Source organism: Gemmatimonadaceae bacterium (assembly GCA_035606695.1).
Taxonomy (GTDB): domain Bacteria; phylum Gemmatimonadota; class Gemmatimonadetes; order Gemmatimonadales; family Gemmatimonadaceae; genus JAQBQB01.
On sequence record DATNEW010000016.1, the window covers coordinates 75,056 to 88,240 of the forward strand.

The following is a 13,185-nucleotide window of genomic DNA, read 5'->3' on the forward strand; positions in this document are numbered from 1 at the left end:
CGTGCCGAGGGTGTTCCAAAAAGCGCTGAAGTTCAACCGCGGTTCAACCGGTTTAAACGCCGTCTCCGTGCCTGTCCGTGAACGTCGAGCAGTTTTCCGTGGTCCGGTTTGGCGTCACAGCACTTCCGCTTCCGGCAGCCACGCGGCCAACCGTGTGCGCAGATGTCGAAGGGCCTTGCCCATCTGCGACTCCACAGTTTTTACAGAGATGCCGAGCGTGCTCGCGATCTCGGCATACCGAAGCCCTTGTCCGCGGCTCATTGAGAAAACTTCACGGCAACCCGGCGGCAATTCAGCAATGGCGGCCGTGATCGCCGTTTGTAATTCGCTCGCGACGATCTCCGACGCGCCGGTAGGCGATACCGCTTCCTGTCCCTTGATGTGCGGCTCGGCGCGGCGCTGCACGTTGGCGTGACGCAATTGATTCAGCGCGCGGTTGCGCGTGGCGCGAAGGAGATACGCACGCAGCGATTCCTGAATCGCGACCTCGGCGCGGCGGCGCCACAGCTCGAGCATGACTTCCTGCGCCACATCTTCGGCCGTCGCGCGATCGTGCAGCAACCCCTGCGCAAATCCGACGAGCGACGGATAGTGCGCCCGGAAGATCGCATCGAACGCGTCCTGATCGCCCGTCTTCAGGCGGCTCAGCAGCTCACGTTCTTCCATACGAGTCCGGTGCGGGCAAGTCGCGGCAAGGCTGGCGGCGGGGTGGCTGTCCGTACGTCCGGCGTTCCCGTATACTCCGGGATACGTTCGATGATCCGCATAAGGGTACGCAATTCACCGCGTGTCGATAGGGCATGACCGCCGATTTTTCCTCAGGTAACATCGACCAGGCAGGCGCTCCCGATTGGGATGCCGTCGCCCGTTTCCTTGCCGGCGAAAGTTCGCCTGCCGAGGCAGCGGCCGTGCGTGCCTGGTTGGATGCCAATCCGCGCGATCGTGACCTGCTCGCGCGGTTGGACGAGGTGGCGGTGCCTCTCGTTACGGCGAATGACGTCGACGTCGAAGCGGCGCTCGCGCGAGTGCACGAACGCATGCGCACGACGCCGACTCTTACGGTCGCGCGCGGGCGTGGCTGGTCGTCGAACCGCAATCGTTTCCTCTTCGTGGCCGCGGCGGCCGCTGCCGCGGCGGTGATCGCCGGCGTCATCATTCGCCCAGGAATGCACACGAACGCCGGCGTCGCTCGCACCTATGCGACGACCACCGGCCAGCGCGATTCGGTGCTGCTCGCCGACGGCTCTCGCGTCACGCTCGGTCCGCGCAGCACGCTCGTCGTTCCGGCTGACTTTGCGTCGCATCGATCCGTGCAGTTGACGGGTGATGCGTTCTTCGACGTCCATCACGATGCGGCGAACCGGTTTTCGGTGCGCGTGAACGGAGCTGTGATCGAAGACGTCGGCACGACGTTCAGCATCGAGAGCGATGCCGTGGACGCGACCAGCGTTTCTGTGGTCAGCGGCAGCGTCCGCTTGCGCGGCGGGAACACCGCCGAAGCCGCGGGTGTTGTATTGGCGGCGGGCGATCGCGGCGACATCGATGCGAGTGGACGCACTCGCGTCGCCCGCCAGGTCGTCGGCGCCGACGACGTCGCATGGACGTCCGGCAAGTTGGTATTCCGAGATGCACCGTTGAGCCAAGTGGCCGCGGAGTTGCAGCGCTGGTACGGGGTGACCTTGCAGGCTGATGATTCGATGATGACCCGGCGACACGTCACGACGACCTTCAACGGCGAGTCGATCGACCAGGCGCTGCGCATTCTCGAGCTGACCCTCGACGCCCGCATCATTCGGCAGGGCGACAGCGCCACGATTCACTCGGCTCGCGGAGCGTCCGGGTCGCGGTGACGCCACGCGCGGGGCGGTCGCGCCTTGCCCCCCTCGTGGGAAGCGCCCTGTTGGCGCTCGTCGGCGCGCGCGCCTCGCCGGCGCAGTCACACGTTTGTCGTTCGGTTCACGGCGATACGATCGCCGCCGGACGGTGGGCGCCCCCTCTCGATCGCATCATCAATTTGCGCGTCGCGCAGCTCTCCTTGCGTGACGCGCTCGATCGCATCGCAGCCCTGGCGAAGTTACGCGTTTCCTATAGCGCCGAGCTCCTGCCGCTCGACCGCGCGGTATGCATCTCCGCGCTCGGCGAGCCGGTCGGGCGCGTGCTCAGCAACGTGCTCGATGGAACGAACGTCTCGGCCGTTGGCATTGGCGACGATCAAGTCGTGCTCGCGGCGCGGCGCGATACGGCCGCGCACACGACGTCGCCCGCGATGGCAGCATCGCTCGGCATGCTCGATCGCGTTGTCGTCACCGGGAGCGCGAGCGCCACTGGCGGGCCGGCGCGCGAGTTGTCCGTCGACGTGAACGTGATCGACGGCCATCAACTCGCGAGAACGAACACCAACACCATCGCCGACGCGCTCGACATGTACGTCCCCGGCATGTGGGGATGGGCGCAATCGCCGTCGAGCATGATCAGCTCGTACGCCAGCATTCGGGGCGCGAGCTCGTTTGGACTGAGTTATCCGAAGATCTACATCGACGGTATCGAGGTCGCGAATCCGCTGCTGATCAGTCGCTTCAATCCGGGCACGATCGATCATATCGAAGTGATTCGCGGACCTCAGGGGTCGGCGCTCTATGGCGTGGATGCGATCAGCGGCGTCGTCAACATCGTGACGCGCCACGATCCGGCGACGAACGACGGCTACAACGCCAGCCTTCGCACCACCGCGGGCGTGACGCAGAGCGAATTTTCGCGCAGCGTGCTCACGCAGGATCATTCGCTGTCGCTGGCGACGGGAAGCGAGCTGCGCTCGCTCGACCTGAACGTCTCAGGCGGCAGCATTGGCGCGTTCATTCCCGACGGCGCGAGCCAGAATCTGCTGGCGACGGCGAGCGCGCGCGAAGTGACCGCGCACAGCAGCTTGACGGGCACCGCGCGTTTCTTCATGGAGCAGGCGGGGACGCCGGACAGTCCGCTCGTCGCGCGTCCGATTCCCGCGACGCCGGCGCAATCGCTTCAGTCGAGCGACGGCCGGCAGTCGGTGAGTCAATACACCATCGGCGGCTCGGCGACGACGTCGCCGAACGAGCACGTGACGCATTCGTTCGTCGTGGGGCTCGACGGCTATCGCCTGAACAACGTGCAGACGAATTTCACGCCCGTACCGAGCGGCGCGGACTCCGCGTTGCGTGCCGCCGAGGGCGGCGCGGATCGCGCGACGATTCGCGCGAGCACGGTCATGCGGTTGAACACGACGGATCAGTCGAACGCCACGATGACACTCGCGATCGAGCATGCGACGCTCCGCGCGGCGACGGTTCCGAACGTCGTCGCGCCGACCGCGGCGATGAGTCAGAGTGGAAACAGCGGCGAACATCACAACCTGCCGCCGGCCACCGGCGCCACCGCGCGGATGGACACCGGTACGACCGTCTCGTGGCAGAACAGCACCGGCTTCGTCGCGCAATCGAACTTCGCGGTGCGCAACACGTTGTTTCTCACCGGCGGCGCGCGACTCGAGCACGACAGCCGGCTGGCGGGGCGAGATCAGTTCGAGACGCTGCCGATGTTGGGCGCCGCCGCCGTGCGCGACTTTGGCGACGTGACGATCAAGCTGCGCACCGCGTACGGCAAAGGGATTCGACCCCCAACCACGCTCTCGCGCGCGCAGTTCTGGCAAACGCGCTACACGGCGACGCAGGAACCGCTCGGTCCCGAGCGGCAATCTGGCATCGAGGGCGGCGTGGACGTCTACGTTCGGCACGCGCTGTCGTTTCAGGCGACGCGCTTCGACCAGACGGCGTCGGGATTGATTCAACAGGTGCTCGTCGCGGGCGACGCGTCGGGAGACTCGCATCGCGTGCAGTACGTGGCGCAGAACGTCGGTGAGATCAGCAACACCGGGTGGGAATTTCAGGCGACGGGGAATCTCTCGCGTTTGACCGTCAACGGCGCGCTGAGCTTCGTGGACAGTCGCGTCGACAAGCTTGCGCCGGGCTATAGCGGCGACCTCGTGGCGGGCGATCGCATGCTGCAGGTTCCGGCGCGCACGTTGAGCTTCAGCGCGCTGTGGACGGAGCATCAGTGGTATGCGTCGCTCACCGGCGCCCGAGCGTATGACTGGATCAACTACGATGAAGTCGCGCTCGCGAACGCGTACGTGAACGACACACGACCGGTGCGCGACCTCGTCGGTCCCCGGCTGCGCCAGTATTGGGTGCGCTACAACGGCGGGCTGCGGCTGCGTGCGACGGCGTCGCGTGATGTGCGTCCGGGCTTCGCGCTCGAGCTGTCCGTTGACAATTTGCTCAATCACCAGATCGGCGAGCCGGACAACGCAACGGTGATTCCGGGGCGGTCGATCATGAGTGGGGTTCGGCTCCGCTTTTGAGTACGGACGAACGGTGGACGAACAGCTTACCACGGACGAACGTCGGACAACTGCGGACCGGCACGGAGACGGCGCTAGAACGGCATTTCAAGTTCAATGGATTTTTTTTGACACCCTCGGGATGCTTCTACGATCGAAGCGTCCCGAGGGTTTTCTAAAAAAGTCATTTAACGGCAGTTGACCGCCGATGACGCCGTCTCCGTGCCTGTCCGTGGACGCCCGATCTATTTCCGTGGTAATGTTTTTTTTGGCGCGAGGCCAACCCGGACATGTAAGCCTTTCGCATCCCTGTTGACGCCGAGTCGGTGGGCACGATGATTATCGCATGACCGACATGCCGAATCGTCGCGACTTCATTCGCGCCGGCGCGAGCGGAATGCTCGCTATCGCGGGAATGCGGTGGCCCGACATCGCTCCGAAACCGCTCGACATCCTCATCCTCGGCGGCACGGGGTTCATCGGACCACACCTCGTACGGCACGCGGTCGCGCGCGGACATCGCATCACGATCTTCACGCGCGGCCGGCACGATGCCGATCTGCCGGATACCGTGATCCGCCTGCAGGGCGATCGAAACGGCCAGCTCGATGTACTCGTGGGCAAGCGCTGGGACGCCGTGATCGACGACTCGGCGACGAATCCCGCGTGGGTCGCGCTGTCGACCGCGCTGTTGAAGGATGCGGCGGGCGCGTATCTGTTCACGTCGTCAACGGGCGTGTACTACCCGTATCTCACGCGCGGTCTGAGCGAGCGCGATCCGATCCACTACGAGCTCGAGGACGCGAACGATCCGTCCGAGAAATTCGGTGTCGCCAAGGCGCAGTGTGAGAAGCAGACGATGACCGTGTTCGGCGATCGCGGGATCGTGGTGCGGCCGACGTACATCGTCGGCCCCGGTGACACGACGGACCGGTTTCCGTATTGGCCGGTTCGCCTGGCGCGCGGCGGCGAAGTGTTGGCGCCGGGCCGCGCGGACGATCCGATGCAGATCATCGACGTGCGCGATCTCGCCGTGTTCATGGTGCATCTGCTGGAAACAGGGCAGCGGGGGATCTACAACGTCGCCGGTCCGGTGCAGCCGCTCACCGCACGCCAATTCTACGAGCAGGCCGCCCACGCCCTCGACGCGAAGGTGACGTACACCTTCGTCGATGATTATGATTTTCTAACAGCGCACAAGATCGACGAAGCCATCCCGTGGGCGCTGCTCAAAGGCAAGGACTTCGGCATGATGTCGATCCGCAACGACAAGGCGATCGCAGCGGGACTGACTATCCGCCCGCTGGCGGCCACGCTGCGCGACACACTCGCCTGGTGGCCATCGACGCCGCAGGCGCGGCGCGACAAGCCGCACTTCGCGATTTCGCCCGAGCAGGAAGCTGAGGCGCTCGCGGACTGGCACGTCCGCCGCGGCTAATCGGCAAAAAATTTACGTCGGTCGCGCTTGACCTAACTAGCTAGGCATAGCTAGATAGGTATATGGCTCGCCAGACGAACGACATCCTCCAAGGCACCCTCGCGCTGCTCGTGCTCAAGTCGCTCCATGCGCAGGGCGCGATGCACGGCTACGCCATCACCGCGCACATCCAGCGCGTGTCCGCCGAGCTGCTGCGCGTCGAAGAAGGCTCGCTCTACCCCGCCCTCCACCGCATGGCGCAAGACGGCTGGGTGCGCGCCGAATGGGGCACCACCGAAAAGAATCGCGAAGCCAAGTTCTACACGATCACCGCCGCCGGCCGAAAGCAGCTCGCGCTCGAGGAAGAGCGCTGGGCCCGGCTGCGCGAGGGCGTGACGCGCGTCCTGCGCTACGCCTGACCGTCAACTGGAGTCGTCGCATGCGGGGCATCGTCTCGTGGTTCCGTCGCCTCTTCAATCACACGCGCTCCGCCGCCCTATCGAGCGAGATCGAACGCGAGATGGCATTTCACCTCGCCGAGCGCACCGATGATCTCGTCGCCGGCGGCATGTCGCCGGCCGCCGCGCGCCGCGAAGCGCGCAGACGATTCGGCAACGTGACGCTCCAGCGGGAACGCACGCGCGAGCGCGACCTCTTCGGTTGGCTCGACTCGCTGGCTGGCGATGTCAGATACACGCTACGCGCGCTGCGCGCCGCCAAAGTCTTTGCCGCCGTCGCGATCCTGTCGCTCGCACTCGGCATCGGCGCCAACACGGCCATCTTCAGCATTCTCAACGCGGTGATGCTCAAGTCGCTGCCGGTCGCGCATCCCGAACAGCTCGTGAGCGTGCGCATCGACGGCGCCGAGATGTCGGCGTATACGAATCCGTTGTGGGAAGCGCTGCGCGATCGACAGGACGTGTTCAGCGGTGCGTTCGCGTACGGGGCGACCAACTTCAATCTCACGGCGGGCGGTGAGGCGCGGCGCATTCTCGCCGACTGGGTGAGCGGAGACTATTTCGCCACGCTCGGCGTCCGTCCCGCGGCCGGCCGGTTGCTCTCGCGCGCCGACGATTACCGCGGCTGCCCGGGTACGGCGGTGCTCGATTATGGCTTCTGGCGAAGCAACTATGCGCGCGATCCCGACGTCATCGGGCGGAACATCTCGCTCGACGGTCATCCGTTCACCGTGATCGGCGTGACGGATGCGCGCTTTTACGGACTGGACGTCGGCTATCGATCGAAGGCGTATGTTCCACTCTGCGCGGAAGCGATCGTTCACGGGACGAACAGCCAGCTCGATCTTCGCAGCAGCTGGTTTTTGCACGTCGTGGGGCGTCCAAAGCCTGGAATGACGACGGCGCAGCTGGACGCACGTCTGGCCATGCTCGCGCCGGCGATCATCGACGCCACGCTGCCGCCGGACTTCTCCGTCGACGCGCTCAAGAATTACAAAAGTATGAAGTTCACCGCGAACCCGGTCGACAAGGGGTTCTCGGGATTGCGGCTGCAGTACCGAAAAGCGCTCTACATCCTCATGACGATCGTTGGCCTCGTGCTGCTGATCGCCTGCGCGAACGTCGCCAATCTCGTGCTCGCCCGCGCCGCGGCGCGCCAGCGCGAGATGGCCGTGCGGAGAGCCTTGGGCGCCACGCGTGCCCGTCTCGCGCGACAGCTCGTGACGGAGAGCTTGCTCCTGTCGGCGATCGGCGCGCTGCTCGGTGTCCTCTTCGCGGCGAGCGGCAGCCGCCTGCTCGTGAGTCTGATGTCGCACGTCAGCCAGCCCGTATCGCTCGATCTGTCGATCGACCAGCGGATGTTGGTGTTCACCATCGCCGTGACGGCGCTGACCGGCCTGTTGTTCGGTCTCGTGCCCGCGTGGCGTGCCGGCCGCGTCGATCCGCAGTCGGCGATGAAGGCCCAGAGCCGCGGCGTCGCCGAAGGACATTCGCGTTTCAATCTCGGCAAGTCGCTCGTGACGGCACAGGTCGCATTGTCGCTCGTGCTCGTGGTCGGCGCGGGGTTGCTCGTTGGAAGTTGGCGCCGGCTCGCCACCGTCGACCCGGGGTTCGACAAGGACAACGTTCTGCTCATCGACGCGGACATTCGCGGTACGAACACGGCGGCCGGCGATCGTCTGGCGCTGCACGATCGCATGCTCGCGCGCTTGCGCGCGGTACCGGGCGTGCGCGCCGCCGCGGCGTCCCAGCTCACGCCGCTGAGCGGCAAGACCTGGAACGATGCCATCAAAGTGGATGGCAATACGCCGTCGGCAACACCGGATGAGCTGCCATGGGCGAACGCCGTGAGCGACGGCTACTTCGCCACACTCGGCATTCCGCTTCGCGCGGGCCGCGACTTCGACAGCCGCGACGGCAAGACGTCGCCACGTGTGGTCATCGTGAACGACGCGTTCGTTCGAAAATTTTTTCATGGCGGCCCGGCGATCGGCCACACGATCTACCGGCAGGAGGGCAAGGACTTCGGTCCGCCTCTTCAGGTCATCGGTGTCGTGGGTTCCACGAAGTACCGATCGCTTCGCGACTCCACTCCGCCGGTCATGTATTTCGCGCGCGCGCAGGAATCGGCGGTGGCGCAGCATCTCTCGTTCGAGGTGCGTACGCAGACCTCGCCGTTGGCCGCCATCCCGGCGATGAAGGCGGCGTTCGCCGAGATCGATCCGCGCATCACGCTCGACTTCACCTCACTCGACGAGCAGCTCGCCGAGTCGCTCATGCTGATGCGCACGATCGCGACGCTGTCGGGCTTCTTCGGATTGCTCGCGCTCCTCCTTGCGACGATCGGTCTGTACGGCATCATGGCCTATACGGTCGCGCGGCGACGCAATGAGATCGGCGTGCGCATCGCGCTCGGCGCGACGCACGACCGCGTGATCCGCCTGGTATTGGGCGAGTCGGGACGGATCGTGGTGGGCGGCGTGATCCTGGGCGTCGGATTGTCGTGGGCGGCAACGCGGCTCGTTCAGAGTTTCCTCTACGGGCTCGATCAGCACGATCCGCGCACCCTGGCCGCCGCGGCGCTCCTGCTGTCCGTCGTTGGCATTGCCGCGGCGGCGATTCCCGCCGTCCGCGCCGCGCGGCTCGATCCGGTGGCGGCGCTCAGAGAAGAGTGAATGTGCGGGCACGGCTCGTCATCCCGAGCGCAGCGAGGGATCCAGCCTCCCGCTGGAACGCTCTGTCAGCACGCGAGATCCCTCGTCGCTATGCTCCTCGGGATGACACCGGAGTAGAAGCTTCTTCCGGTTCCTCGTCTTCCTTGACCACGTGCATCTCTCGCACGAGCGTCACCACACCCGCGAGAATCAAACCCCAGAGCACGAACGTCAACCCGCGATAGAGCAGCGCGTGAAGGCCCATGCCCACCCAATCGTCCCAGTGCGCGCGCACGGTGCCGTTGGCTTCGTGGCCGAGCGTGATGAGCAGCGAGCTGGTTGCCATCTCGGTAGCGACTTCGACGAGCGCGAACAGCGGCGCGCGCCACAGATACTGATGGACCGGATAATTCCCGAGATGCGCCGTGAGCATGCCGATCAGGAAGATCGCGCCCAGCGAGATCACGGCGGCGAGATACAGCCAGTTGTTCGAGCCGTGCGTGAGGATGACGACGCGATAGAGGCGCGCCAGAATGCCGGTGACGATCGCCATCTCGACGAGCGAGCGCGAGAAACGCCGAAACGCTTTCGGCTCCTCGAGGTGGAATTCGATCGTATGTCTGGGAAACATCGTCGGCATGGGCACCCCTCTTAGACAAACGAATCGGACAAAGGGTGGCAACGTGCGGCGTGCCGTGCCGGTGACTCAGGTCACGGCCAGACCGCCGACGCGGCGACCGGCGATCCGCGCATCAACGCCACCAACGTCTCTTCCAGCTTCTCGAACGCGAAGGGCTTGGTCAGGACCGGCTGCCGGCTCGCGCTCGTTCGCCCGCTCGTCGATACGACGTCACCTGTAATGAACACGGTTCTCGCCGCCAGTCCAGGCCGCTCGCGCCGCAACCGCTCGTGGAAGGCTGGGCCGTCCATCCCAGGCATGCGCAGATCGCACACAATGGCATCTACCGCCTCGGTTCGCACCATGTCGAGGCCCTGGATACCATCCGCCGCGGTAACGACCGTGAAGCCGCGCATCTGGCCGAACGCCTGCACGCCGGTGCGCAGCATCGGTTCGTCGTCGATGAAGAGCAGCCGAATTCCCGCGAGCGGCGAACGAAGCGCGAGGCCGCCGGAGTCACGATTCTGTTCGTTGGCGGTGATGTCGTCAGCCGCGGGCAGCGAGACGCGGAACGTGCTGCCCGCCGACGACGTACTCGGCACCTCGATCGTGCCGCCGTGTGCCGTGACGATGCCGTAGCTGACGCTCAGGCCGAGCCCTGTGCCTTCGCCTTCGCCCTTGGTCGTGAAGAACGGCTCGAAGATGTGCGCGCGCGCATCTTCGGGGATTCCGGGACCGGTGTCGCGCATCTCCAGCACGACGTGGGGACCTTCGCGCCGCGTCGAGATGAACAGCGTGCCGCCGGCGCCGAGCGTCGCCATGGCTTGAATGGCGTTGGTGACGAGGTTGAGGCAGACCTGCTGCAGCTGCCGCGCGTCGCCGACCACGGCGGGCAGCTCGTTCGCCAGATCGGACTCGACGTTGATCTTGTTCGACGTGAGCTGGTAGCCGCGCAACCGGAGCGTGCGTTGTACGACGCCGTTGAGATCGAGCGGCTCGCGCTGGGGCTCGCTGCGCCGGGCGAACGCCAACAGGTCCTTCACGACCTGGCTGGCGCGCAGCGTCTCCGACTTGATGACTTCGATCGAGTCGCGCTGCGCGGCGCTCAAGCCGCCGTCGCGCAGCAGCAATTGCGCGAACGCGCTGATGCTGCTCAACGGGTTGTTCACTTCGTGCGCCACACCCGCCACGAGCTCGCCGACCGCCGCCAAACGATCCGACTCCATGAGCCGCACGCGCATCTCGCGTTCGGCCGTCATGTCGCGGCCGACGAGCAGCACGCTCGGCGGATCGGCTTCGGGGAGGCGGCTCATCGCCAGCGCGACGACGCGGCGGCTCGCGACGCCGCGCGGTGATGCATCGTGATTGAAGGTGACCTCGACGCGCGTCGGGGAGCCGTCGAACGTCGACTGCAGCGCCGCGCGCAAACGCTCACGATCCGGTTCGCCGACCAGATCGACGACCGGCCGCCCGACCACTTGCAGCGGATCGAGACCCGTCACGTCGCGCACGGCGTCGTTCGCTTCGCGAATGCGGCCGCTTTGGAGAACTGTGAACACGGCGTCCGGCGCGGCGCGGAACAACGTGCGGAATCGCCACTCCGCCTGTCGCAGCGTCTCGACGAGCTCCGCGTTCTCGAGCGCGACGGACAGGAGATCACCCATCGCCTCGATGCGCTCGAGGTCGGCGGTCGTGAACACCCGCGCGTCGCGGGTCCCGATCGTCACGGCGCCGATGCGCTCGCCCCGCCGAGCGATCGGAATGATCGCCACGCCCTTGACGTGGTGCGCGACTCTGCCGAAGAGGTGCTCGTCGATCTCGTGGCGATGTTCGTTCGCGTTCGCGACCGTCCATGACACCCCGGTGCGAATCACGCGGCCCATCGCGGAGCCTGTGATGGGCACGGTCATCCCCGCGAGCGGTGCGCCGACGCCCGTGCCGACGACGACGTGCAGCTTGCCGTCGTCGCTGATCATGCCGACGATGCCACCCTCCGCCTGCGCGATGTCGGCAACCGCCTCGAGAAAGCGCTCGAGCACGCGCTGCGGATTGAGCTCCAGCGTGATTTGCTGGCCGAGCCACCACATGCGTTGCAGCACGCGCTGGGCGTCCTCGAGCTCGCTGGTGCGGCTCACGACGGCCTGCTCCAACGTCGCGGTGAGCTGCCGTTCCTCGCGCATCGACTCGGCCATCTTGAGCGCGGCGCGATGATCGTTGGCGAGCACGACCCAGCCCGCAAGGGTCAGCACGCCGGCCACCGACGCGACGGCGAACAGCTCGACCAGGAGCCCGCGCGTCACCTGATCGTGCAGCTGAAGCAGCAGCGCCGTTCCGAGAACGACGCAGCCGAGCTGCATGACGATGATGATTCTGCTAACGATGGAGCTGTACGGTCGGACGCGGTGCATCGGGCCCGGGTGGGTTCGTACTAAGTATCGGCTGCTGCGCCGGCGCGGATCACGTGCGAGTCAGGCCGTCAGGGCGGCGTTCACGTCAGGAACTCGTGCAGCAGCGAGTGGAAGTGATGCACCCCGTTCTCGCGCTTCGCCGAATATCGGCCCCGGTCATAGACGCGCGAGCGCAGGTTCCGTTGCACCGTTTGGCAGATTTCAACATCCTCATCCTGGATTTCGTCGCTGAAGGCGACGAGGCGGGCCCAATCGGGATCGGTCGCCGGGTCGGCGGGCGGGTTCGAGGCGAACCACTCGAACACGACCCTCGTCCGATCGTGCGACAGCGGCAGCACGACGTTGGTCTGCATCTGCCCCATGTAGACGTTCAACATCATGTTGGGAAAGATCCAGCCATACACCGCCTCGGCGACGTCGGTCTTGGCGGGATCGTACCGTCGTTCGTCGGGCGCACCCGATCCGGCGACCGGCCGCAGCGGCGCGTGTTGAATCGACGAATAGCGCCGCGGTTCGATGCGATAGCTGTCGTAGTCGATCTCCTTGTGCAGCGTCGGGTGCACCACCGGGATGTGATATCCCTCGAGGTAGTTGTCGACGTACACCTTCCAGTTGCACGCCAGCTCGTACTCCTTGCGCATGACGTAGCGCATGCTCTCGCAGCGGAGCGGCGCGACGCGCTGCGGAATGTCCTCGAGCATGTCGGCGAGCGGCGGCGCCTTGCCGTCGAGATTCGCGAAGACGAGCGGTCCCCACGTCGCCACGGCGACGGGACGCAGCCGCATGTCGGCGGGGGGGAATCGCTCGACGCCCTCCATCTCCGGCGCACGCAGCAGCTCGCCCTCGAGCGAGTACGTCCAGCCGTGATACTTGCACTGGAGTGTTTGCCGCTTGCCGCAGCCGTGTGCGACGGGCCCGGCGCGATGCAGGCAGACGTTGTGAAATCCACGGAGGGTGTCGCGGTCGCGCAGGATGACGATGGAATCGTCGCCCACTTCCGCCGTGAAGAATTCGCCGGATTCGGCGACTTGCTCGGCGCGGCCGACGAGCTGCCACGAATGCGCGAAGACGCGTTCGCGCTCGAGCTCGAGGTAGACCGGATCGATGTAAAGGCGCGCCGGGATCGTGGAGGCGCGGGCGATGTCGGGGTCGAACGGGAAAAATGCGGTCATTCCGAATGCAGAGATGGGGTCATTCCGAGCGCAGCGAGGAATCTGGCGTGACGGTAGAGTGGCACGTCTCTCGATCTGGACGCCA

At 65.8% G+C, this 13,185-nt stretch carries 9 protein-coding genes; 5 read left to right on the top strand and 4 right to left on the bottom strand.

The window, feature by feature from the left end:
• Positions 1 to 114: 114 nt before the first annotated feature.
• Positions 115 to 666: an RNA polymerase sigma-70 factor gene (locus VN706_06595; GenBank protein ID HXT15280.1), complete on the bottom strand. Its 552-nt coding sequence runs from the start codon at positions 664 to 666 to the stop codon at positions 115 to 117.
• A 134-nt stretch (positions 667 to 800) separates the two neighbouring features.
• Here VN706_06595 and VN706_06600 point away from each other — a divergent pair, with 134 nt between their 5' ends.
• The 5 genes from VN706_06600 to VN706_06620 all read left to right on the top strand — a co-directional run bounded on the left by VN706_06600 (position 801) and on the right by VN706_06620 (position 8,922).
• Complete coding sequence (locus VN706_06600; GenBank protein HXT15281.1) at positions 801 to 1,850, top strand: FecR domain-containing protein; 1,050 nt, start codon at positions 801 to 803, stop codon at positions 1,848 to 1,850.
• A gap of 35 nt (positions 1,851 to 1,885) precedes the next feature.
• Positions 1,886 to 4,393 carry a TonB-dependent receptor gene (locus VN706_06605; protein ID HXT15282.1) on the top strand — a complete coding sequence of 836 codons (2,508 nt, stop codon included), beginning with the start codon at positions 1,886 to 1,888 and terminating at the stop codon, positions 4,391 to 4,393.
• A gap of 325 nt (positions 4,394 to 4,718) precedes the next feature.
• Positions 4,719 to 5,810 (top strand): NAD-dependent epimerase/dehydratase family protein, encoded by a 1,092-nt coding sequence (locus VN706_06610; GenBank protein HXT15283.1) that lies wholly within the window; start codon positions 4,719 to 4,721, stop codon positions 5,808 to 5,810.
• 62 nt (positions 5,811 to 5,872) lie between these two features.
• Positions 5,873 to 6,208: a PadR family transcriptional regulator gene (locus VN706_06615; GenBank protein HXT15284.1), complete on the top strand. Its 336-nt coding sequence runs from the start codon at positions 5,873 to 5,875 to the stop codon at positions 6,206 to 6,208.
• A 20-nt stretch (positions 6,209 to 6,228) separates the two neighbouring features.
• Positions 6,229 to 8,922, top strand: a complete 2,694-nt coding sequence (locus VN706_06620; protein ID HXT15285.1) for an ABC transporter permease — start codon at positions 6,229 to 6,231, stop codon at positions 8,920 to 8,922.
• An 88-nt stretch (positions 8,923 to 9,010) separates the two neighbouring features.
• Here VN706_06620 and VN706_06625 read toward each other — a convergent pair whose 3' ends face one another.
• From VN706_06625 to VN706_06635, 3 genes are all read right to left on the bottom strand, one after another.
• Positions 9,011 to 9,541, bottom strand: a complete 531-nt coding sequence (locus VN706_06625; protein ID HXT15286.1) for a hypothetical protein — start codon at positions 9,539 to 9,541, stop codon at positions 9,011 to 9,013.
• Between the two features lie 71 nt (positions 9,542 to 9,612).
• Positions 9,613 to 11,928, bottom strand: a complete 2,316-nt coding sequence (locus VN706_06630) for an ATP-binding protein (protein HXT15287.1) — start codon at positions 11,926 to 11,928, stop codon at positions 9,613 to 9,615.
• Between the two features lie 80 nt (positions 11,929 to 12,008).
• A complete protein-coding gene (locus VN706_06635; protein ID HXT15288.1) occupies positions 12,009 to 13,100 on the bottom strand; it encodes an SRPBCC family protein in 1,092 nt (363 codons plus the stop codon).
• Between the last annotated feature and the right edge of the window lie 85 nt (positions 13,101 to 13,185).

Coding starts and splice junctions, on each gene's coding strand:
- VN706_06620 (HXT15285.1), top strand. CDS start 6,229: ATGCGGGGCATCGTCTCGTGGTTCCGTCGCCTCTTCAATCACACGCGC.
- VN706_06600 (HXT15281.1), top strand. CDS start 801: ATGACCGCCGATTTTTCCTCAGGTAACATCGACCAGGCAGGCGCTCCC.
- VN706_06635 (HXT15288.1), bottom strand. CDS start 13,100: ATGACCGCATTTTTCCCGTTCGACCCCGACATCGCCCGCGCCTCCACG.
- VN706_06625 (HXT15286.1), bottom strand. CDS start 9,541: ATGCCGACGATGTTTCCCAGACATACGATCGAATTCCACCTCGAGGAG.
- VN706_06610 (HXT15283.1), top strand. CDS start 4,719: ATGACCGACATGCCGAATCGTCGCGACTTCATTCGCGCCGGCGCGAGC.
- VN706_06630 (HXT15287.1), bottom strand. CDS start 11,928: ATGCACCGCGTCCGACCGTACAGCTCCATCGTTAGCAGAATCATCATC.
- VN706_06615 (HXT15284.1), top strand. CDS start 5,873: ATGGCTCGCCAGACGAACGACATCCTCCAAGGCACCCTCGCGCTGCTC.
- VN706_06595 (HXT15280.1), bottom strand. CDS start 666: ATGGAAGAACGTGAGCTGCTGAGCCGCCTGAAGACGGGCGATCAGGAC.